Annotated in this window: 23 protein-coding genes; 12 read left to right on the top strand and 11 right to left on the bottom strand. The window is 51.1% G+C overall.

Features of this window, described 5'->3' with window-relative positions:
• Positions 1-50: 50 nt before the first annotated feature.
• The 4 genes from lpdA (at position 51) to MON40_RS06360 (ending at position 4588) form a co-directional block, all read left to right on the top strand.
• Positions 51-1838: a dihydrolipoyl dehydrogenase gene (gene lpdA, locus MON40_RS06345; RefSeq protein ID WP_003778445.1), complete on the top strand. Its 1788-nt coding sequence runs from the start codon at positions 51-53 to the stop codon at positions 1836-1838.
• A gap of 518 nt (positions 1839-2356) precedes the next feature.
• Entirely contained in the window at positions 2357-3064 is a 708-nt protein-coding gene (gene trmB, locus MON40_RS06350) for a tRNA (guanosine(46)-N7)-methyltransferase TrmB (RefSeq protein WP_003778447.1), read from the top strand.
• 19 nt (positions 3065-3083) lie between these two features.
• Positions 3084-3713, top strand: coding sequence for a riboflavin synthase (locus MON40_RS06355; protein WP_003756790.1), 630 nt, complete (start codon positions 3084-3086; stop codon positions 3711-3713).
• An 8-nt stretch (positions 3714-3721) separates the two neighbouring features.
• A complete protein-coding gene (locus MON40_RS06360) occupies positions 3722-4588 on the top strand; it encodes an ATP-binding protein (RefSeq protein WP_003778448.1) in 867 nt (288 codons plus the stop codon).
• Positions 4589-4765: 177 nt separating this feature from the next.
• On the opposite strand, the gene MON40_RS06365 is transcribed toward MON40_RS06360, so the two are convergent.
• Positions 4766-5194 (bottom strand): Spy/CpxP family protein refolding chaperone, encoded by a 429-nt coding sequence (locus MON40_RS06365; protein ID WP_003767916.1) that lies wholly within the window; start codon positions 5192-5194, stop codon positions 4766-4768.
• A 255-nt stretch (positions 5195-5449) separates the two neighbouring features.
• On the opposite strand from MON40_RS06365, the gene rpe reads away from it, so the two are divergent.
• Complete coding sequence (gene rpe, locus MON40_RS06370; RefSeq protein ID WP_003756799.1) at positions 5450-6133, top strand: ribulose-phosphate 3-epimerase; 684 nt, start codon at positions 5450-5452, stop codon at positions 6131-6133.
• A 268-nt stretch (positions 6134-6401) separates the two neighbouring features.
• Here rpe and ruvB read toward each other — a convergent pair whose 3' ends face one another.
• From ruvB to MON40_RS06400, 6 genes are all read right to left on the bottom strand, one after another.
• Positions 6402-7433 (bottom strand): Holliday junction branch migration DNA helicase RuvB, encoded by a 1032-nt coding sequence (gene ruvB, locus MON40_RS06375; protein WP_039404965.1) that lies wholly within the window; start codon positions 7431-7433, stop codon positions 6402-6404.
• A 71-nt stretch (positions 7434-7504) separates the two neighbouring features.
• Entirely contained in the window at positions 7505-7813 is a 309-nt protein-coding gene (locus tag MON40_RS06380; protein WP_003778454.1) for a hypothetical protein, read from the bottom strand.
• A gap of 63 nt (positions 7814-7876) precedes the next feature.
• Positions 7877-8515, bottom strand: coding sequence for a hypothetical protein (locus tag MON40_RS06385; protein ID WP_003778457.1), 639 nt, complete (start codon positions 8513-8515; stop codon positions 7877-7879).
• Between the two features lie 10 nt (positions 8516-8525).
• Positions 8526-9761, bottom strand: a complete 1236-nt coding sequence (locus MON40_RS06390) for a multifunctional CCA addition/repair protein (RefSeq protein WP_039863036.1) — start codon at positions 9759-9761, stop codon at positions 8526-8528.
• Between the two features lie 348 nt (positions 9762-10109).
• Complete coding sequence (locus MON40_RS06395; RefSeq protein ID WP_003767900.1) at positions 10110-11069, bottom strand: SPFH domain-containing protein; 960 nt, start codon at positions 11067-11069, stop codon at positions 10110-10112.
• Between the two features lie 102 nt (positions 11070-11171).
• Positions 11172-11579, bottom strand: a complete 408-nt coding sequence (locus tag MON40_RS06400) for an NfeD family protein (RefSeq protein WP_003778461.1) — start codon at positions 11577-11579, stop codon at positions 11172-11174.
• Between the two features lie 180 nt (positions 11580-11759).
• Here MON40_RS06400 and ung point away from each other — a divergent pair, with 180 nt between their 5' ends.
• Complete coding sequence (ung, locus tag MON40_RS06405) at positions 11760-12419, top strand: uracil-DNA glycosylase (protein WP_003778463.1); 660 nt, start codon at positions 11760-11762, stop codon at positions 12417-12419.
• A 109-nt stretch (positions 12420-12528) separates the two neighbouring features.
• A complete protein-coding gene (locus tag MON40_RS06410) occupies positions 12529-13026 on the top strand; it encodes a YbhB/YbcL family Raf kinase inhibitor-like protein (RefSeq protein WP_003778466.1) in 498 nt (165 codons plus the stop codon).
• A gap of 59 nt (positions 13027-13085) precedes the next feature.
• On the opposite strand, the gene lipA is transcribed toward MON40_RS06410, so the two are convergent.
• Genes lipA through MON40_RS06425 form a run of 3 tightly spaced genes read right to left on the bottom strand, consistent with a single transcriptional unit; the run spans position 13086 to position 14957 of the window.
• The gene (lipA, locus tag MON40_RS06415; RefSeq protein ID WP_003778467.1) at positions 13086-14072 is read right to left on the bottom strand and encodes a lipoyl synthase; all 987 of its coding nucleotides are present in this window, start codon (positions 14070-14072) and stop codon (positions 13086-13088) included.
• A complete protein-coding gene (lipB, locus tag MON40_RS06420) occupies positions 14072-14689 on the bottom strand; it encodes a lipoyl(octanoyl) transferase LipB (protein WP_003778469.1) in 618 nt (205 codons plus the stop codon). The genes lipA and lipB overlap by 1 nt, the downstream gene beginning before the upstream one ends.
• A 1-nt stretch (position 14690) precedes the next feature.
• Positions 14691-14957 (bottom strand): HP0495 family protein, encoded by a 267-nt coding sequence (locus tag MON40_RS06425; RefSeq protein WP_003756826.1) that lies wholly within the window; start codon positions 14955-14957, stop codon positions 14691-14693.
• 200 nt (positions 14958-15157) lie between these two features.
• Between MON40_RS06425 and lon the strand changes: the two genes are divergently transcribed.
• The 4 genes from lon to thrB all read left to right on the top strand — a co-directional run bounded on the left by lon (position 15158) and on the right by thrB (position 19956).
• Positions 15158-17620 (top strand): endopeptidase La, encoded by a 2463-nt coding sequence (gene lon / locus MON40_RS06430; protein ID WP_003778471.1) that lies wholly within the window; start codon positions 15158-15160, stop codon positions 17618-17620.
• A gap of 184 nt (positions 17621-17804) precedes the next feature.
• On the top strand, positions 17805-18074 hold the full coding sequence (locus MON40_RS06435; protein WP_003677477.1) for an HU family DNA-binding protein: 270 nt from the start codon (positions 17805-17807) through the stop codon (positions 18072-18074).
• A gap of 279 nt (positions 18075-18353) precedes the next feature.
• Positions 18354-18887: an inorganic diphosphatase gene (locus MON40_RS06440; protein ID WP_039862995.1), complete on the top strand. Its 534-nt coding sequence runs from the start codon at positions 18354-18356 to the stop codon at positions 18885-18887.
• Positions 18888-19038: 151 nt separating this feature from the next.
• Positions 19039-19956, top strand: coding sequence for a homoserine kinase (gene thrB / locus MON40_RS06445; RefSeq protein ID WP_003778475.1), 918 nt, complete (start codon positions 19039-19041; stop codon positions 19954-19956).
• A 284-nt stretch (positions 19957-20240) separates the two neighbouring features.
• On the opposite strand, the gene MON40_RS06450 is transcribed toward thrB, so the two are convergent.
• Positions 20241-21056 (bottom strand): RNA methyltransferase, encoded by an 816-nt coding sequence (locus MON40_RS06450; protein WP_036492859.1) that lies wholly within the window; start codon positions 21054-21056, stop codon positions 20241-20243.
• A 176-nt stretch (positions 21057-21232) separates the two neighbouring features.
• On the opposite strand from MON40_RS06450, the gene MON40_RS06455 reads away from it, so the two are divergent.
• Complete coding sequence (locus MON40_RS06455) at positions 21233-22018, top strand: inositol monophosphatase family protein (RefSeq protein WP_003767904.1); 786 nt, start codon at positions 21233-21235, stop codon at positions 22016-22018.
• Positions 22019-22142 lie beyond the last annotated feature (124 nt).

Here is a 22142-nt window from a genome sequence, read left to right on the forward strand (position 1 = left end):
GACAGGTCGTCTGAAAACAGAAGTCCGAATATCATTCAGAAAGATTAGACATGAGCTTAGTTGAATTGAAAGTGCCCGACATTGGCGGACACGAAAATGTAGATATTATCGCGGTTGAAGTGAACGTAGGCGACACCATCGCCGTTGACGATACCCTGATTACCTTGGAAACCGACAAGGCGACGATGGACGTACCTGCCGAAGTTGCGGGCGTGGTCAAAGAAGTCAAAGTCAAAGTCGGCGACAAAATCTCCGAAGGCGGCTTGATTGTAGTCGTTGAAGCTGAAGGCGCGGCTGCCGCTCCTAAAGCCGAAGCACCTGCTGCTGCTCCTGTGCAAGAAGCCCCTAAAGCTGCCGCTCCTGCACCGCAAGCGGCGCAATTCGGCGGTTCTGCTGATGCTGAGTACGACGTGGTCGTATTGGGTGGCGGCCCCGGCGGTTACTCCGCTGCATTTGCCGCAGCCGATGAAGGTCTGAAAGTTGCCATCGTCGAGCGTTACAAAACCTTGGGCGGCGTTTGCTTGAACGTCGGCTGTATCCCTTCCAAAGCCTTGTTGCACAACGCTGCGGTTATCGACGAAGTGCGCCACTTGGCTGCCAACGGCATCAAATACCCCGAGCCTGAACTCGACATCGACATGTTGCGCGGCTACAAAGAAGGCGTGGTTTCCCGCCTGACTACCGGTTTGGCAGGTATGGCAAAAGGTCGCAAAGTGGACGTTATCCAAGGCGACGGTCAATTCTTAGATCCGCACCACTTGGAAGTGTCGCTGACTACCGGCGATGTGTACGAGCAAGCTACGCTTACCGGCGAGAAAAAAATCGTTGCGTTCAAAAACTGTATCATTGCAGCGGGCAGCCGCGTAACCAAGCTGCCGTTTATCCCTGAAGATCCGCGCATCATCGATTCCAGCGGTGCTTTGGCTCTGAAAGAAGTACCGGGCAAGCTGCTGATTATCGGTGGCGGTATCATCGGCCTCGAAATGGGTACGGTTTACAGCACGCTGGGTTCACGCCTTGACGTCGTTGAAATGATGGACGGTTTGATGCAAGGTGCCGACCGCGATTTGGTGAAAGTATGGCAGAAACAAAACGAATACCGTTTTGACAATATCATGATCAACACCAAAACCGTTGCAGTCGAGCCGAAAGAAGACGGCGTTTACGTTACCTTCGAAGGAGCGAACGCGCCGAAAGAGCCGCAACGCTACGATGCCGTATTGGTTGCTGCCGGTCGTGCGCCTAACGGCAAACTCATCAGCGCTGAAAAAGCAGGCGTTGCCGTAACCGACCGCGGATTCATCGAAGTCGACAAACAAATGCGTACCAATGTGCCGCACATCTACGCCATCGGCGACATCGTCGGTCAGCCTATGCTGGCACACAAAGCCGTTCACGAAGGTCACGTTGCCGCTGAAAACTGCGCCGGACACAAAGCTTACTTCGACGCACGCGTGATTCCGGGCGTGGCTTACACCGCTCCCGAAGTCGCATGGGTTGGCGAAACCGAATTGTCTGCCAAAGCATCCGGCCGCAAAATCACCAAAGCCAACTTCCCATGGGCGGCTTCCGGCCGTGCGATTGCCAACGGTTGCGATAACGGCTTCACCAAGCTGATTTTTGATGCCGAAACCGGCCGTATCATCGGCGGTGGTATCGTCGGTCCGAACGGCGGCGATATGATTGGCGAAATCTGCTTGGCCATCGAAATGGGCTGCGACGCTGAAGACATCGGCAAAACCATCCATCCGCACCCGACCTTGGGCGAATCCATCGGTATGGCTGCCGAAGTGGCATTGGGTACTTGTACCGACCTGCCGGCTCAAAAGAAAAAATAAGTGTATTCAGTCAGTTGAATTAAACTGCTGATATTGCATTTATCAGTCAAAGGTCGTCTGAATCTTTCAGACGACCTTTTCGTCAAACAGCATATTGTCAGTGATAGTGATTTCATTAACGATATACTGGATTAACTTTAAACCAGTACGGCGTTGCCTCGTCTTAGCTCAAAGAGAACGATTCTCTAAGGTGCTGAAGCACCAAGTGAATCGGTTCCGTACTATCTGTACTGTCTGCGGCTTCGTCGCCTTGTCCTGATTTAAATTTAATCCACTATATAATGAATGAACAAGAATGCGTGCCTAAGCTCCAAGTGAGCCATTTAGTCATGCTTTAAAACAGCAAGCAAACAAATTCGGCAGGATTGATACTGTCAGCGGCTTGTTTCATGCTTATCTATCAACAATAAAAACAAACCGTTTAACGGTTGACCCCATACATTCAGAGGTCGTCTGAAACCATATCGCAGATTTTCAGACGACCTTTCCCCAGTTTTATCAGATACAAGAAATAATTTATGAACGAAATAACTCCAGATTCCACCGTTCCTGAAGCGCACAAACGCTCCATCCGCAGCTTTGTGTTGCGTCAAGGGCATATGACTGCGGCGCAGCAGCGTGCCATTGATACGATGTGGCCGCAATTCGGCATCGATTACCAAGATTCCGTGTTGGACTTGAATCAGCGTTTCGGCAGCGACCGTCCCAAGGTGTTGGAAATCGGTTTCGGCATGGGCGTGGCGACTGTTGAAATCGCCAAGCGCCTGCCTGATACCGACTTTTTGGCGATTGATGTACACGGTCCCGGTGTCGGCAATATTTTGAAATTGATTGAAGAAGAACACATCGGCAATATCCGCGTGATGCGGCACGATGCGGTCGAAGTGGTCGAAAATATGCTTTCAGACGACGTGCTCGACGGCATCCACATTTTCTTTCCCGACCCTTGGCACAAAAAACGCCATAACAAACGCCGCTTGGTGCAGACGCCGTTTTTGCAGAAACTGCTGCCCAAGCTGAAAGTCGGTGGTTATATCCATCTGGCGACCGACTGGGAAGAATACGCGCAGCAGATGCTGGAAGTGTTGAGCGGTTTTGACAATTTGCAAAATACCGCCGCCGATTACGCGCCTACGCCCGACTACCGTCCCGAAACGAAATTTGAAGCCCGCGGCAAACGTTTGGGGCACGGCGTTTGGGATTTGGTTTTCAAACGCATCAAATAAACCGATTGGAGAATCTCCCATGTTTACAGGTATCGTCCAAGGTGTCGGTGAGATCATCGCCATCCGCGAACCGTCCGCCGATTTCCGTACCCATGTCGTCAAGCTGCCCGATGGGATGACCGAGCATCTGCAAATCGGCGCATCCGTCGCCAACAACGGCTGCTGCCTGACCATTACCCAAATCGACGGCGATACGGTCAGCTTTGATTTGATGAAAGAAACCTTGGAAAAGACCAATTTAGGTCGTCTGAAAACGGGAGATGCCGTCAATCTCGAACGTGCCGCCCGTTTCGGCGATGAAATCGGCGGACACGTCATGAGCGGGCATATCATGACGACTACGTGGATTACTCGGATAGAACGCAGCGAGTTTAACCGCACGGTATGGTTTGCACTGCCACCCGAGCTCAAACCTTATATTTTGAGCAAAGGCTTTGTCGGCTTGGACGGTTGCAGCCTGACCATAGGCGACGTTACCGAAACGGAATTCAATGTCCACCTGATTCCGGAAACTTTGACGCGCACTTTGTTTGGCAGCCGGAAAGAGGGCGACGTCATCAATATCGAAATCGATCCGCAAACCCAAGCCGTTGTCGATACCGTGATGCGCGTGATGGCGCAACAAAATCCTGCTATATCAGGACAATAGGAGCACATATGAAACTTGCCGCCTTTTTGCAAAAAGCCTATTCCGTTTTGGACCGTCTTGATTTGGTACTGCCCGAAAAACCCGGCAAAACCGACTGGAACGCTTTGGCTTACCGTTGGCACAGCGTCGGTAAAAAAGGGATTTTGGAGAGCCTGCCAAACCCGCATACATTCCCGCTTGACCGTCTGGCTGCCGTCGGGACGCAAATCGAAAAGCTCAAGCGTAATACTGAGCAGTTTTTGGCAGGCCGCTCCGCGAACAATGTTTTGATGAGCGGCTCGCGCGGAACGGGCAAATCCTCGCTGGTCAAAGCCCTGTTGCACGAATATGCCGACCAAGGGCTGCGCTTAATTGAAGTTGATAAGAGCGATTTGGTCAGCCTGCCCGCGCTGCTTTCCTTGTTGAAAGACCGTCCTGAAAAATTCATCGTATTCTGCGATGACCTATCGTTTGAAACCGGCGATGAAACCTACAAAGCCCTGAAAACCGCATTGGACGGCGGTTTGTCGGAAAGATGCAGCAACGTGTTGGTGTACGCGACGTCCAACCGGCGCCACCTTATGCCCGAATATGTGGATGAAAACGGCGGCACAACGGGCATACGCGGCGAAATTCATCAAAAAGAAGCTGTTGAGGAAAAAATTTCCCTATCCGACCGTTTCGGCTTGTGGTTGAGTTTTTATCCGTTCGATCAAAATGACTATCTTCAAGCAGTTGAAAATTGGCTGGGCGACTTCGGCGTGGATTTTGATGAAACGGCACGCAAGGCCGCGTTGCAATGGGCGCAAACGCGCGGCAACCGCTCGGGGCGTTCAGCTTGGCAGTTTGCGTGCGATTGGGCAGGGCGTTTGCCGGAACAACGGGTTTTGGATTGAGTTTTTGGGAAATAGGCCTGCCGTACTGAAATCTGCGGGAGGATAAGGGTAGGGAAAGCCTTTTTCGGTTCAATTTCTTCCAATAGCATCGCTTTGAATCGCCATATCGTTCAAAAGGTCGTCTGAAACAGGATTTCAGACGACCTTTTTGTACGGATAAATCAGGAAAGCGATATGTCAGCGAAGACAGGAAGAGAGCCAAATCTGGCGTTGGCGCGGATTGAGCAGGTGGTAGAAGCGGTGTTGGATTTCCAATTCTTCCACAGCGAAATCCATGCTTGACAAGTAGCGGGTTTCGACATAATCGCGGGCGTTGTTTTGATCGAAATTATCTGCCGCAAGGATTTTCATAATGACTTGGCGGCGGTTACGGTCTGTGCGGACGAGTTTGCGGTATGCCTTGTCCGATGCCTGTTTGTAATCATTACGGATACGGCGCAAAGCATTGTGTTGGTCTTGCGTCAGATTAAGGGAGCGGATGTCGCAATTGGCTTGAAAATCGTCCAGCTTGATATATTGGGGGCCGGCGTGCGCTTGACCGACAGCCGTCAGCAGCGCAACCGATAATGCACAGAGGGGTAAATAAGATTTGAATCCGACAGACACAGCGTTTTCCTAGTTTCCGTAACCGCGCAAATATACCCGATTAGCGTGTGAAAGGCAGTATCCCTCCAGTTAACTTTTGTTAACTTCATATCTTTATTTTATTTCTGACAAAACATATCCTTAACCTATAATTATTTATGCATATGCTTACTTTTGTTAAATATTAACAATGCATAGTTAGTGTTGCGTGAGGCGTTGGTGGTAGAATATGAAAAATTATCTGTTTATCAAACCACACCATCCGACTGGATTTCTATGAACCACAATTTCCGTATTGCGCCCAGTATCTTATCCGCCGATTTTGCCCGTTTGGGTGAAGAAGTAACGAAAGTTATCGAAGCGGGAGCCGATTTGATTCATTTCGACGTGATGGACAATCATTATGTGCCGAATCTGACTTTCGGCCCTATGGTCTGCGCAGCGTTGAAGCCTTATGCCACCGTGCCGATTGATGTGCATCTGATGGTCGAACCCGTTGACGATCTGATTCAGGCATTTGCCAAAGCAGGGGCGTCGATTATCACGTTTCATCCCGAAGCCAGCCGCCATATCGACCGCAGCCTCAGCCTGATTAAAGATGCGGGCTGTCAGGCAGGATTGGTGTTGAATCCGGCCACTCCCGCCTACGTTTTGGAAAACGTATTGGACAGGTTAGACATGGTATTGTTGATGTCGGTCAACCCCGGTTTCGGCGGACAAAGCTTCATCCCGCATACCCTTGAAAAAATCCGTCAGGTGCGGGCGATGTTGGATCGGTACGAAGCGCAAAGCGGGCGGCATATCGCTATCGAAGTGGACGGCGGCATCAAAACCGACAATATCGCCGCCGTCGCGGCAGCGGGTGCCGATACTTTTGTGGCAGGTTCCGCCATCTTTGGCAAGCCGGACTATAAGGCGGTGATTGATGCCATGAGGAAAGAATTGGCTTCTGTGGCCTAATGTGCTGAACTGCTTGGCAAATCGTTTCCCAATTTTTATAGTGGATTAAATTTAAACCAGTACGGCGTTGCCTCGCCTTGCCGTACTAGCTGTACTGTCTGCGGCTTCGTCGCCTTGTCCTGATTTAAATTTAATCCACTATATATCATTCCGGGCTTGATTGCCTTGCTCTGCCTTGAAGCCTATCCGCCCCAACTACGCTGATAACAAAAGGTCGTCTGAAAACCAAAAATCCGGTTTCAGACGACCTTTCTTCATTTCAATACGCTTATTTTTCCATTTTCAAGCCGAAGTGCAGGTAGGCGCGTTCGGTGGCCATTCTGCCGCGGGGGGTACGTTGCAGGAAGCCTTGTTGGATGAGGTAGGGTTCGATAACGTCTTCGATGGTGTCTGTGGATTCACCGATGGCGGCGGCAACGTTATCGAGGCCGACGGGACCGCCGCTGAATTTGTGTAGGATGGCTTCGAGGAATTTTCTGTCCATAACGTCCAAACCTTGCGCGTCCACATCCAGCATACTTAAAGCGGCATCGGCGATGGCGGCATCGATGACGCCGTTGTTTTTCACATCGGCAAAATCGCGTACGCGGCGCAGCAGGCGGTTGGCGATGCGGGGCGTGCCGCGGCTGCGCTTGGCGACTTCCATTGCACCTTCTTCGCCCATGTCGAGTTGCAGTAATTGCGCGGAACGGCTGACGATGGTGGCAAGGTCTTGATTTTGATAAAACTCCAAGCGGGCAACGATACCGAAGCGGTCGCGCAGAGGGTTGGTCAGCATACCTGCGCGGGTGGTTGCGCCGACGAGGGTGAAGGGCGGCAGGTCGATTTTGACGGAACGGGCGGCAGGGCCTTCGCCTATCATGATGTCGAGTTGGTAGTCTTCGAGCGCGGGGTAGAGGATTTCTTCGACGACGGGGCTGAGGCGGTGGATTTCGTCGATGAACAATACGTCGTGCGGCTCGAGGTTGGTCAGAAGGGCGGCAAGGTCGCCGGCGCGTTCGAGGACGGGGCCGCTGGTTTGGCGCAGGTTGACGCCCAGCTCTTTGGCGATGATGTGCGCCAGCGTGGTTTTGCCCAGTCCGGGCGGGCCGAAGAGCAGGGTGTGGTCTAGGGCTTCGCCGCGTTTTTTGGCGGCTTGGATAAAGATGGCGAGCTGTTCTTTGGCTTTGTCTTGCCCGATATAGTCGTCCAGCGTTTTAGGGCGCAGGGCGCGCTCGAGCAACTCTTCCTGCGAGGAGATGCTTTGGGCGGTGATGATGCGCTGGGGCTGGGCGGCGGTCAGGTTGTCGGTTTGCAGCATGGGTTTTCCGGTGGGTTCGGGGTCGTCTGAAAAGCGGTTTGCCGTTTTCAGACGACCTTTTTGAAAGGGATTCAGCCGCGTGTTTCGCGCCAAACGAGGTAATCGCGCAGGGGCGGCATGGGCGGGTTGATGCAGTGGGGGCAGATGCCTGTGGTGTCTTCGTCGTCACTGTCGATGTGGTAGGCGTTGGGATCGAAGCGCACCTGCTGCATCACTGCCTGCGCCAATGCCTGCGCCTGAACGACGTCGAAAGTGAATTTTTCGAGGATTTCGTTCAGCAGGCGGATTTCGCCTTGGCTGAATTCTACGCTGTGTTTGAGGATAAGGCGTTGGTAATCTTCGTTGTTGATTTTGGGCAATAAATCGGTTTGTAGGGTCATGGTTTTTATATTTGTAACGAAATGGCTGAGAGGCAGATTATAGCGGATATGGCGGCGGCTGTTTTAAAGGTCGTCTGAAAGTTGACGGGCTTTAGCGGATGCCGGGATAAATCTGTTCAATTCAGTATTGATTATCTGAGCATCACGGCTGTCAAAAAAATCGCCGATAAGTATGGTTTTTTCCTGATAATCGAAAGACCATGCGCCTTGTTTACATTTTTGGATACGTAAGATATTGGGGATATCGTTTTTTGGTTGTTTTATACCATTTTGGTAGTAGTTTTTGTTTGGGTACTCAGCTTCCCTTCCTCTTGCAACAGGAGCTTTGGGAATATTGTCACGAAACTGCCATTCGGAAATTTCTGATAGCGGAAAACTACGCCAACGTCCAATGGAGAACAAGGTGTATCCATGAGACAAAGTATGGTTACGGATCTTGATGTTTTCACGTACGAAAAGTTGCCAGAGAAGGCTGTAAACCAGTGAGCCGACTAGGTAGAAAGTAAAAAGTATATGGATAAGAATTATTATTGGATCAGTGAAATAATGCTCTTCAAGGTAAAACGGCGCGATGCATGTAATAGCAAAGGAAAATATAAGAAATAGAGCGGTAAAACCGATTTCCTGCAAGTCATGTATAACACGCGCAGACACAGTAATGCCATCAGGTGCGCGTTCGATTTTATAACGTGAAGATGTCATTTAGAGCTTCCTATTTTTCTGTCTTATACGCTTTTTGCAAAGGAGCAATTTTTGCCAACCGCGCCCGGTCGATTTCTTCGGCGATAAGGTGCGCTTTTTCCTGCGCGCGGCATTCGGCGGCGATTTTGCCCGAATCCACTTGGTTGGCGGCTTCGAGCAGGGCGAGCCAGTGCGCGCGTTGCGGGTAGGGGGCGTTTTCGCGGTTCAGACGACCTTGTTTGTCGGCAATGCAGACGTTCAGGGCGGCAGCGAAGCGTTCGGGTCGTCTGAAAGCGTCGGTTTTTTTCAAAACGGTTAAGATGGTTTTGTTTTTGAGCTGCCCGACTTGGTGGAACATAATGTGCCAGCGGCAGACAAGTTCGGCAAGCTCGGCGCAGTGTCTCGGCGCGCGCAGCTTCTGATTGACTTCGCGCACGGGTTCGACGCCGTTGAGGTCGTGTCCGTGGTGTTTGGGCAGGATGTCGGGCGGGGTTTTGGCTTTGCCCAAATCGTGCAGCAGGGCGGCGTAGCGTTCGGGCAGGCTCAGCCCCATATCGGCGGCGCGTTGCAGTACCATCAGCGTATGGATGCCGCTGTCGATTTCGGGATGATAGTCGGCGCGTTGCGGCACGCCGAAGAGGGCATCGACCTCAGGCAGCAAGACTTCGAGCGCGCCGCATTCGCGCAATACTTCAATCATCCTGCGGGGATTTTTTTCCATCAAACCTTTCGCCAACTCCTGCCAGACGCGTTCGGCAACCAAAGCGTCCGCTTCGCCGTTTTCCACCATCTGCCGCATCAGCTTCATGGTTTCTTCGGCGATTTCAAAACCGTAGCGAGCGGCAAAGCGGGCGGTACGCAGGATGCGGACGGGGTCTTCGGCAAAGGCGGGCGAGACGTGGCGCAAAATGCCCGCCGCCAAATCCTGTTGTCCGCCGAAGGGGTCGATGATGAGGTCGTCTGAATCCTGCGCCATCGCGTTGATGGTCAGGTCGCGGCGCATCAAGTCTTGCTCCAGCGTAACGTCTTTGTCGGCGTGGAAACTGAAACCGGCATAGCCCTTGGCGGTTTTACGTTCGGTACGGGCGAGGGCGTATTCTTCGTGGGTTTTGGGATGGAGGAATACGGGAAAATCTTTGCCGACCGGCTGGAAGCCTTGCGCCAGCATGGTTTGCGCGTCAGCGCCGACGACCACCCAATCGCGGTCTTTGACGGGCAAACCTAAAAGATAATCGCGGACGGCGCCGCCGACGAGGTAGGTTTTGATGGTGTGTGTTTTCTGAGTCATTGAATTGGTCTTTGGTAACAATCAGAATGTATAGTGGATTAACTTTAAACCAGTACGGCGTTGCCTCGCCTTAGCTCAAAGAGAACGATTCTCTAAGGTGCTGAAGCACCAAGTGAATCGGTTCCGTACTATCTGTACTGTCTGCGGCTTCGTCGCCTTGTCCTGATTTAAATTTAATCCACTATATTGAAGCTTGGTCAGATGGGCATCCTGTCTGCCATCATGTGAATAAAGGTCGTCTGAAAAACGGTTTGGCGAAATCCGCTGTTTATGGTAGCGAAACGCGTTGCACTCGTTTTCAGACGACCTTGTGGCAAAACGTAAGGTTTATTTTGCCGCTTTGTTGCTGTCGATAATCTTCAGTCCGGCTGAAACCAGGCTGCCGATGTCGGCGACGTTGGCAGGCATAATCAGCGTGTTGCTTTCTTTTGCCAAATTGCTGAAGGCGGCGACATATTGCTCAGCAACTTTCAGGTTGACGGCTTCGGAACCGCCCTCTGAGCGGACTGCCTCGGCGATTTTGCGGATGGCGTCGGCGTTGGCTTCGGCAACCAGACGCAGGGCTTCGGCTTCACCTTGTGCGCGGTTGATGCGGGCGATTTTTTCACCGTTTGACGCGTTGATGGCGGCTTGCGCTTCACCTTCGGACTGTTGGATTTCCGCTTCGCGCTGACCGCTGGCAAGGTTGATTTGCTCGATTTTGCGGCCTTCGGATTCGGCGATGCGGGCGCGTTTTTCACGTTCGGCGGTAATTTGCGCCTGCATAGAACGCAGGATTTCTTGCGGCGGAACCAAGTCTTTGATTTCGTAACGCAATACTTTCACGCCCCATGCGCCTGCCGCTTCATCGAGCGCGGAAACGACGATGCTGTTGATTTCGTCGCGTTCTTCAAACGTTTTGTCCAACTCCATGCGGCCGATAACCGAACGCAGCGTGGTTTGGGCAAGTTGGGTAATCGCCATGATATAGTTGCTGGAGCCGTAAGAAGCGAGTTTCGGATCGGTTACTTGGAAGTAGATGATGCCGTCAACGGTAAGCTGGGTGTTGTCGCGGGTGATGCAGACTTGGCTGGGAACGTCCAAAGGCACTTCTTTGAGCGAGTGGCGGTAGGCGACGCGGTCAACGAAAGGAATCAGAATGTTCAGACCGGCGGTCAGCGCGTTGTGAAATCTGCCGAGGCGTTCGACGACGTAAACTTCCTGTTGCGGCACGACGATAAAGGCTTTGAAGCCGAAAATTACGACGACAAGCAACAGGATGACGGGAAAGCTGTATAAAAATTCCATTGTTTTTTCCTTATGCGGTGAGAGCAAAGATTAATATTAATAGATGAATATTTTCAGGAAGGGTAATCAATTCGCCCATGATGCTCCTTTCGATTTTATCAATCAATTTAAACGAATGAGTAAAACATTACCGTTTTTACCGGTAATCACGGCGGTAGAGGTCGTCTGAACGGCATCGGCATTTTCAGCCTGCGCCTGCCAGTACGTTCCCCGATACGAAACTTCATAACAATCGCCGTGAAGGCGGCGGAGGATTTGAACGGTCTGTCCGATGTCCAAATCATCGTTCAATTCTTGGCGGGGCGCAGTTTTTTTGAATTTACTGTGTACCACCCAGATACCGACGGCGGATAAAACGGCTGCCGCAGCAACGGCAATCGAATTATTACCGGTCAGCCAATACACCAATCCCGCGCCGAACAAAGCCGCGCTGACAACCAAGAGATATACAGTACCGACAAACAGCTCGACAATCAGGACGGCGGCGGCAACGATAAACCAAGTAGTCATATAGATTCCTTAAGATTCGGGTGGGACAGACTCAATCATAACGGTACAAAGGCTGACTGACAATTCAATCATGACAATATTTTATTTGATACGTCAGGAGGAAATGGAAGGTCGGCAGAAAAGGCGTCATCTCCATTTTGCTGCGTTATAATCATTTTTCACGATCATGAAGGCATCAATATGCAAACTTGGCACGAAGCAATCGGCTCGGAAAAGTCCGAATCCTATTTCCAACACATCATCGAAACCGTCAAGAAAGAGCGCGGCATGGGGCGGATTATCTATCCGCCTGCCGAAGACGTGTTCAACGCCTTTAAAGCAACCGAATTCGGTAACGTCAAAGTCGTGATTTTGGGGCAAGACCCGTATCACGGTGCAGGACAGGCGCACGGGCTGGCGTTTTCCGTCCGCGAAGGCGTCGCCGTCCCTCCCTCGTTGGCCAATATTTACAAAGAGCTGGCGGACGACATCGAAGGCTTCCGTATCCCGCAACACGGCTATCTGCAACATTGGGCGGAGCAGGGCGTTTTACTGCTCAATACCGTACTGACCGTCCGCGCGGGACAGGCGCATTCCCATGCCACATTGGGTTGGGAGCGCTTTACTGACGAAGTGGTCAACCAAATCAACCAAAACCGCGAACACGTCGTCTTCATGCTTTGGGGCAGCCACGCGCAGAAAAAAGGCGCGTTTATCGACCGCAGCCGCCATCTCGTCCTCAGCGCGCCGCACCCCTCGCCGCTGTCCGCCTATCGCGGTTTCTTCGGCTGCAAACACTTTTCCCGAGCCAATGCTTATTTGCAGGAAAAAGGCATAACGCCGATAGACTGGCAGGTATAAAAACAGGTCGTCTGAAAACGGCAGCCATAGCAAACCGGACAATCCACCCACCGTCTGAACAAGCCTTCCTTTTTCAGACGACCCCTTCCCCAACCCATAGGAGAACACTATGCAGGTAACGACTTCAGCCATTGTCAACGGCGAATTTGAAGACAAATACGGCAAACGCGGCAGTCAGTTTAGTCCGAACAATATGCCGACTTATTCCATTCCCTTTGAAATCAGCGGCGCGCCCGAAGGCACGAAATCCTTTGCCGTCGTTTTGGAAGACAAAGACGCCATTACCGCCAGCGGATTTGTGTGGACACACTGGCTGATTGCCGACCTCAAACGCACCTCCGTCGCCGAAAACGAAAGTCTGACCGCCACCGACTACACGCAAGGCGCAAACAGTTGGGCGAGCCTGTTGGGCAAGTTGGACATCGAAGAAGCCACAGGCTACGGCGGCATGTATCCGCCCAACTGCCGCCACCGCTACGAACTCATCGTTTACGCACTCGACACCGTATTAAACCTACCGCGCGGCTTCCGCTTCAACGACCTGCATTTCGCCATGCAGGGACATATCTTGGACAGCGCAAGCGTAATGGGAACGTATGATGTATAAAGCCTAAGCTGCTTGTTTGAAAAAAGGTCGTCTGAAAATTTTCAGACGACCTTTTGTTATCAATGATGGCCGCAACCGCCGCCATGACTTTCGCGCAATGCTTCGGCAGCCTGCTCGTCGGCATGGTAGCTTGAGCGGACCATGGCGCCGATGGCGGCGTTGGTGAAGCCCAGTTCGTATGCTTCTTTTTCGAAGATTTTGAACTGGTCGGGCGTGACATAGCGCAAGACGGGCAGGTGTCCGTCTGAAGGCTGGAGGTACTGACCGATGGTAATCATCTCGATATTGTGCGCCCGCATATCGCGCATGATTTCGCGCACGTCTTCGTCTGTCTCGCCCAAGCCGACCATGATGCCGGATTTGGTCGGGATGTGCGGCATCATTTCTTTGTAGCGGCGCAGCAGGTCGAGGGAATGCTGATAGTTGGCACCCGGACGGGCTTTTTTGTACAGGCTCGGATGGGTTTCCAAGTTGTGGTTCATCACGTCGGGCGGGGTTTCGGCAAGGATTTTCAGAGCGATGTCCAAGCGGCCGCGGAAGTCGGGAACGAGGATTTCGATTTTGGTATTCGGACTGGTTTCGCGGATGGCTTTGATGCAGTCGGCGAAATGCTGTGCGCCGCCGTCGCGCAGGTCGTCGCGGTCAACGGAAGTGATGACGACGTAACGCAGGTTCATGGCTTTGACGGATTCTGCGAGGTGTTTCGGTTCGTCGGGGTCAAGCATATTCGGGCGGCCGTGTCCCACGTCGCAGAACGGGCAACGTCGGGTACAAATGTCGCCCATAATCATGAAGGTCGCTGTGCCTTTGCTGAAACATTCGCCGATGTTCGGGCAGGAGGCTTCTTCGCAAACGGTGTGCATTTTTTGTTCGCGCAAAATGTCTTTGATTTCAAAGAATTTTCGTGACGGCAGCTTGGCGCGTATCCATTCGGGCTTTTTCAGTTTTTCCTGAAGGGGGACGACTTTGATGGGGATGCGGGCGGTTTTATCCGCGCCTTTGAGTTTGACGCCGCGTTTGGGATCGTCAACTTTGATTTCGCTCATTAATTGTTCGCTTTCGGTGTGAGTTGTGTCTCGAGGTGTGCGGTCAGTTTTTGTGCAACCTCATCCAAGGTGGGACAGGGTTGGATAAAATCCGCGATTTGTGTCATTTCCATGCCGGCATAGCCGCAGGGATTGATGTGGGTAAACGGGCTTAAGTCCATGTTTACGTTTAATGCCAGACCGTGATAAACGGAACCGTCTTTGATGCGCAAACCGAGTGAGGCGATTTTGCGCTCACCGACATAAACGCCGGGGCGTTTCGGGTCTGCCGCCGCTTCGATTCCGTATTCCGCCAACGTGGCGATGATGCTGTTTTCAAGCGCGGAGACGATGTTGCGGACGCTGGTTTTGCGGCGTTTGAAGTTGATCATGGTGTAGATGACCAACTGGCCGGGACCGTGATAAGTGATTTGTCCGCCCCGGTCGATTTGGACGACGGGTATGTCGTCGCGGATCAGGAGGTGTTCCGGTTTGCCTGCCAGCCCTTGTGTGAAGACGGGCGGATGCTCGACCACCCATAATTCGTCTTCGGTATGTTCGTCGCGGGCTGCGTTGAACGCTTTCATGGCTTCGAAAGTCGGTTGGTACTCGACCATGCCTTTCTGCACGATTTTCATATCAGTACACCACTTTCACCATTTCGTGATCGGTCAGGGCGCGGTAGATTTTGTCCAGTTGCTCTTTGCTTTCGACGTTTACTTTGACGGTTGCGCCGGTATAGTTGCCCTTGCTGCTCTGGCGGGTGGTGATGTGGTGGGGTTCGGTATCGGGCGCGTGCTGGCGGACGGTTTCCAAGATATTTTTTTCAAATTCGGGATGCGCGTTGCCCATGACTTTGATGGGGAATTGGCAGGGGAATTCGATGAGTGAGGTTTGGTCGGTCATGGCTGACTCCTGATGTGCTGTATGCCGAGAGGTCGTCTGAAAAGTTTCCAGCCTTTCAGACGACCTCGAACGGCGTGTATTTTATCGCAAAAAGTTGCCGATAAAAATAGAAGCGTACATCGGCTTTTTCAAGTCTTGAAATACGCTTTTCCATCCCAATTTAAGCCACATTCCGAATTTATTACCAAGTAGAGAACAATATGCCGACAAAAGAAAAGCATTTTGAGGAATACAGCGCACTGGCAACCCTGCCTTTACGCGATGTCGTCGTTTATCCGCATATGGTGCTGCCGCTGTTTGTAGGCCGCCCGAAATCCATTGCGGCATTGGAAGCGGCAATGGCGAATGACGATCCGGTGTTTTTGCTGGCGCAAATCGACCCGAACACCGAAGATCCGACTGCGTCCGATTTGCACCGTACGGGTACGGTCGCGCAGGTTTTGCAGGTGTTGAAGCTGCCTGACGGCACGGTAAAAGTGTTGGTCGAAGGTATCCGGCGCGGCAGGGTGTTGACCATTGAAGAGAGCGGCGGACTGTTCCTGTCACATGTCGAAGCTGTCGATGAGTATGCGGATGCGGACAATCCCGATATTGAAGCCATTCGCCGCACGCTGCTTACCCAGTTTGACCAATACGCCAAGTTAAATAAAAAAATCCCTGCCGAAATCATCAATACCATCAACGGTATCGATGATAACAGCCGTTTGGTGGACACGATTGCGGCGCATTTGCAGTTGAAACTGGAGCAGCGCCAACAGATTTTGGAAACCTTCGGCATTATCGGCCGTATGGAGTTTCTGCTTGCCCAGTTGGAATCCGAACTCGACATCATGCAGGTCGAAAAACGCATCCGCGGCCGTGTCAAACGCCAGATGGAAAAATCCCAGCGCGAGTATTATCTGAACGAGCAAGTGAAAGCGATTCAGAAAGAATTGGGTGAAGAAGACGAACGCGGCGAACTGGATGCTTTGGAAGCAAAAATCAAAGAAGCGGGCATGACCAAAGAAGCCGAAGAGAAATGCCTGTCTGAACTGAAAAAGCTCAAAATGATGCCGCCTATGTCTGCGGAATCTACCGTGGTACGCAACTACATCGATACTTTGCTTGAGCTGCCGTGGAAGAAAAAATCCCGCGTCAGCAAAGACATTGCCAAAGCCGATTTGGTGTTGAACGCCGACCACTATGGCTTGGAAAAAGTCAAAGAACGGATTTTGGAATACCTTGCCGTCCAAAAACGTATGGACAAGCTTAAAGGTCCGATTCTGTGTTTGGTCGGTCCTCCGGGGGTGGGTAAAACCTCTTTGGGCGAATCCATTGCCAAAGCAACAGGCCGTCAATATGTCCGCATGGCTTTGGGCGGCGTGCGCGATGAAAGCGAAATCCGCGGCCACCGCCGTACCTATATCGGCTCTATGCCCGGCAAAATCCTGCAAAACATGGCTAAGGCAGGCGTGAAGAATCCGCTGTTCCTGCTTGACGAAATCGACAAATTGGGCAGCGACTTCCGAGGCGATCCTGCCAGCGCGTTGCTTGAGGTGCTTGATCCTGAGCAAAACAACAAGTTTGCCGATCATTATGCGGAAGTGGATTATGACTTGAGCGATGTGATGTTTATCGCCACATCTAATAGCCTGAACATTCCGACTCCGTTGCTTGACCGCATGGAAATCATCCGTTTGTCCGGCTATACCGAAGACGAGAAAATCAATATCGCCATGCAGTATCTCGTGCCGAAGCAAATGAAACGCAACGGCGTGAAAGAAGGCGAATTGGTCGTCGAAGAAAGTGCGGTACGCGATATCATCCGTTATTACACCCGTGAAGCCGGTGTACGTTCGCTTGATCGCGAGATTGCCAAAATCTGCCGCAAGGTGGTGATGCAGATTACCTTGAACGAAGATAAGAAGAGGTCGTCTGAAACCAAGAAAACCAGCAAAGCCAAGCCTAAGGCGGTTAAAGTCAATGAGAAAAACCTGCATGACTACTTGGGCGTGCGCCGCTTCGATTACGGCGTTGCCGAAAGTGAAAACCGTATCGGACAGGTTACCGGTTTGGCGTGGACGGAAGTCGGCGGCGAATTGCTGACTGTCGAAGCCGTGGCGTTGCCGGGCAAGGGCGTGATTCAGTGTACCGGCCAGTTGGGCGACGTGATGAAGGAATCTGTGTCCGCGGCATGGTCTGTTGTCCGTTCCCGTGCAGAATCAGTGGGTTTGGCTCCTGATTTTTACGAGAAAAAAGACATCCATGTTCACGTTCCCGAAGGTGCGACGCCGAAAGACGGTCCGAGCGCAGGTATCGCCATGACTTTGGCGATGGTGTCTGCCTTTACCAAAATTCCGGTGCGCGCCGATGTGGCGATGACAGGCGAAATCACCCTGCGCGGCGAAGTCTTGCCAATCGGCGGTTTGAAGGAAAAACTGTTGGCTGCCTTGCGCGGCGGCATCAAACACGTCCTGATTCCGAAAGACAACGTCAAAGACTTGGAAGAAATCCCTGAAAACGTGAAAACCGGCCTGACCATCCATCCGGTCAAATGGATAGACGAAGTCCTTGCTTTGGGCTTGGAAAGCCAGCCGACACCTTGGGTTGCGCCTTTAAGTACCGAAGAGGCGCAGGTTGAAGCCACCAAGCCTAAGTCAAGGGCGAAAGCGACCAAACACTGATTTTGTAAAAAATGTGTTGCAAAAGATGCGGGTTTGCCTTGAAAGCCTGTAAAATAGGGCAATTCCGCATTTTTTGCTTGACACGGTATTTTCAGAATTGCTATAAAGCGCAAAGGTACTCAAAAGTACGAAGCCCCGAGTATTCGGGCATTTCATTATTTTCAACGATAGGAAGGGACTGATTGTGAATAAGTCTGAATTGATCGAAGCAATTGCTCAAGAAGCCGGCATTTCTAAAGCTGCCGCCCAAAAAGCTCTGGATGCCACTACCAATGCTGTAACCAACGCTCTGAAAAAAGGCGACACCGTAACTCTGGTCGGTTTCGGTACTTTCTACGTTGGCGAACGCGCAGAACGTCAAGGCCGCAACCCTAAAACCGGCGAGCCTCTGACCATCGCTGCTGCTAAAACTCCTAAATTCCGTGCCGGTAAAGCATTGAAAGATGCCCTGTAAGCATAGATAGGCATTAAGCCCGATAAAAATCGACTCCGATATAGGAGTCGATTTTTATTTTGTGCTGTTTTTGTACATTTAACATAGAAATAAATCTAGAAATAAATCGAATAAAATTTGTGAGCAATGCTGCCTTGTGCCGTTATGTTCATGGTTTTGAGATGTTCGGAAGAATTTTGCCGTCATGAATTAGGCGGAAAGCGAGACATTTCCAGAAATGTCTTTTGTTTGTTATACTTTCGGCGTTTAACTTTTGCAATTGTTTATAAGGAGCGCAAAATGGCAGATTTTAATAAAATCTTGACGCCGGGTGATGTCGATGGCGGCATTATTAATGTTGTGAACGAAATTCCTGCAGGCAGCAATCATAAAATCGAATGGAACCGCAAATTAGCGGCTTTCCAACTCGACCGTGTTGAACCTGCAATTTTTTCCAAACCTACAAACTACGGTTTTATCCCTCAGACTTTAGACGAAGATGGCGATGAATTGGATGTCTTGTTGGTGACAGAGCAGCCATTGGCTACCGGCATTTTTCTGGAAGCGCGCGTCATTGGCGTGATGAAATTTGTTGATGACGGCGAGGTTGACGATAAAATCGTTTGCGTTCCTGCCGACGACCGCAACAATGGCAATGCGTACAAAACATTGTCTGATTTGTCGCAACAATTAATCAAGCAAATCGAATTCCATTTTAACCACTACAAAGACTTGAAAAAAGCAGGTACGACCAAAGTCGAATCTTGGGGTGATGTTGAAGAAGCGAAACAAGTCATTAAAGAATCGATTGAGCGTTGGAATAAACAAGCTTAATTGAGATCAACAAGCAAAAGGTCGTCTGAAAATATTTTCAGACGACCTTTTTGTTTTTTATGACTATGGCGCGAGCTTGGCGTTTGCCTGTTTGGCAGGGGAATTTTTTGGTATGATTGCCCCTTATATTTTCTATTGATAGGTTTGCACTATGTCTGTCTATACAAGTGTTTCTGATGAGGAAATGCGGGCGTTTTTGACCCAATACGATTTGGGCGGTTTTGTATCGTTGCAGGGAATTGCGCAGGGGATTACAAACAGCAATTATTTTTTGACCACCACGACGGGGCGTTACGTTTTAACGGTATTCGAGGTATTGAAGCAAGAGGAGTTGCCGTTTTTTCTGGAATTGAGCCGGCATCTGAGTAGCAATGGCGTGGCTTGTCCTGCTCCGATTGTACGCAAGGATGGTAAGCTGGATTCTGTCTTGGTGGGCAAACCTGCCTGTCTGGTTACTTGCCTGAATGGCTCTGATACCGGCTGGGCAACGGAAATGCAATGTTTCAATACAGGGGCCATGTTGGCAAAAATGCATATTGCCGGACAGAGTTTTCCGCAAAAAATGGCTAATCCGCGTTACGACCGTTGGTGGCATGATGCTTGCAGTCAGCTTTTACCGGTATTGAGTGAAGATGACGCGGCTTTGCTGCAAAAGGAGATTTCTGATTTAGATGGTAATCCGGGTAATCATCTGCCTTCAGGTATTATCCATGCCGATTTGTTTAAGGATAATGTTTTATTGGATGGGGAGAAGGTGGCAGGCTTTATCGATTTTTACTATGCCTGCGACGGAAATTTTATGTATGACCTGGCCATTGCCGTCAATGACTGGGCAAGAACAGCGGAGAACAAGCTGGATAGTTCCTTGCAAGATGCTTTTATCAGGGGGTATGAAAGCATCAGGCCTTTGTCTGATGAAGAACGCGAATATTTCCCGATTGCCCAAAGAGCGGGCTGTATCCGGTTTTGGGTGTCGCGTCTTTTAGACTTTCACTTTCCGCAAACCGGTGAAATGACGTTTATTAAAGATCCCAATGCTTTTAGAGATTTGTTGCTGAGTTTGAATTGATGTATATGCAGGTAGTGAATTAATACTTGGTATTTGAAATGTAATGTATAGTGGATTAACTTTAAACCAGTACGGCGTTGCCTCGCCTTAGCTCAAAGAGAACGATTCTCTAAGGTGCTGAAGCACCAAGTGAATCGGTTCCGTACTATCTGTGCTGTCTACGGCTTCGTCGCCTTGTCCTGATTTAAATTTAATCCACTATATATTTGGTCTTAAAACTGCACCCGAAGTTGGATGGGATGTCCGACTTTTAGGGTGCAGTTTTATTTTTCAGACGACCTTTTTCAGTCTTTCTTCTTCAAGCGATGGCTGACGGTATTGAAAAAGCCGCGCAGGATGTCGATGTCTTCGGTTTGCGTGTTAGCGCGGCCGAACAGGCTTTGCATACGGCGCATCAGGCGTTCGCTGTTGCGGCGGTTGAAGAAGCCGATATCGTCCATGACGCTTTCCATGTGGGCGACCATGCCTTTGATTTGCTCGTGGGTGGCGGCGTGGTCTTCCTGTTGCAGGTGGGTCATGGGCATATCGGTCTGGCTGAAGATTTCGTAACACACGACCTGAACGGCTTGGGCGAGGTTGAGCGAGAAATAGTCGGGGTTGCCGTTGATGGTCATCAGACGGTTGCATGCCTGCACTTCTTCGATGCTCAAGCCGAAGGTTTCGTTGCCGAAGACGAGGGCAACTTGTTCTCCGCGTTGTGCCGCCTGCAATAATTCGGGAACCAGTTCGCGCGGGGTTTGCAGCGGTGCAGTGATTTCGCGACGGCGGCTGGTAAGGGCGCAGGCAAGCGTGGTGTCGGCGAGGGCTTCGTCGAGTGTGGCGGCAATTACGGCGTTGTGCAATACGTCTGCCGCGCCGGAAGCGAGGATGAAACTTTCCTCCGGCAGTTGGAAATCTTGCGGGTTTTCGGGGTTGAAAACGGGCGGTTGCCCGGTCATCGGCGTGGACATCAAATTCGGGGCGACGATGGTGAGTTTGTGCAGCCCCATGGTCTTCATGGCGCGGGCGGCAGAGCCGATATTAGCAGGATGGCTGGTGCGGGTGAGGATGATGCGGATGTTGCCGAGATAGTCGGGCAATTCGGGCTTGGCTGAAGTCATGTTTTGTTTTCGGTTTGTTCGGGAATCGGGTATAATACGCCATCTTTTTGTTTTCAGACGACCTTTCGCCTTTAGAGGTCGTCTGAAATGTTCTTTAACAACGTCGGAAACGTACAAACGTTGCGTCCGGTGCAGATGCGCCGGACGGTATTTTACCTGATTTAGAAAGAAAACCCATGAATCCGTTTTTAAATACCGCTTTCAAAGCCGCCCGTAAAGCCGGGCAGATGATGATCCGCGCAAGCGGCAATCTGGATGCCGTCAAAGTTGACAGCAAGGCATTCAACGATTTCGTTTCCGACGTTGACCGCAATTCTGAAATGATTTTGGTGGAAGCGCTCAAAGAGGCCTATCCGCATCACAAAATCACTTGCGAAGAAGGCGGTTCTCACGGCAAAGCCTCCGCGGAATACGAATGGATTATCGATCCGCTCGACGGTACGACCAACTTCTTACACGGCCATCCCCAATATGCGATTTCTATGGCGCTGCTGCACAAAGGCGTGTTGCAGGAAGCTTTGGTGTACGCACCTGAACGCAACGATGTTTACATGGCTTCACGCGGCAAAGGCGCGTTGCTCAACGACCGCCGTATCCGCGTTTCTTCCCGCATTGAGTTGAACCGCTGCTTGATCGGTACAGGCTTCCCTGTTGTCGATCAAAGCATGATGGACAAGTATCTGGCTATTTTGAAAGACTTTTTGGCAAAAACGGCCGGAGGCCGCAGAGAAGGCGCGGCTTCGTTGGATTTGTGCGCCGTAGCGGCCGGCCGTTTGGACGGTTTCTTCGAGTTCAACCTCAAGCCTTGGGATATTGCTGCAGGCGCGCTGATTGTGCAGGAAGCCGGCGGTATCGTTACCGATATGTCCGGCAATGAAGGCTGGCTGGAAAGCGGCGATATTGTGGCAGCCAATCCGAAAGTGCTGGCGCAAATGTTGCAAATCATTGGCGGACATCTGTAAACAGGAGGTCGTTTTCAGACGACCTTTTGCTCGTTTTTAATACGGTGTCGTGATTTAGCAATAGTAGGAATATCATCCATGTTACTTTCAGGAGCAGATAACTACCTTTTATCGCAATCTGAAA

It is taken from the genome of Neisseria macacae ATCC 33926 (genome assembly GCF_022749495.1).
Lineage (GTDB): Bacteria > Pseudomonadota > Gammaproteobacteria > Burkholderiales > Neisseriaceae > Neisseria > Neisseria macacae.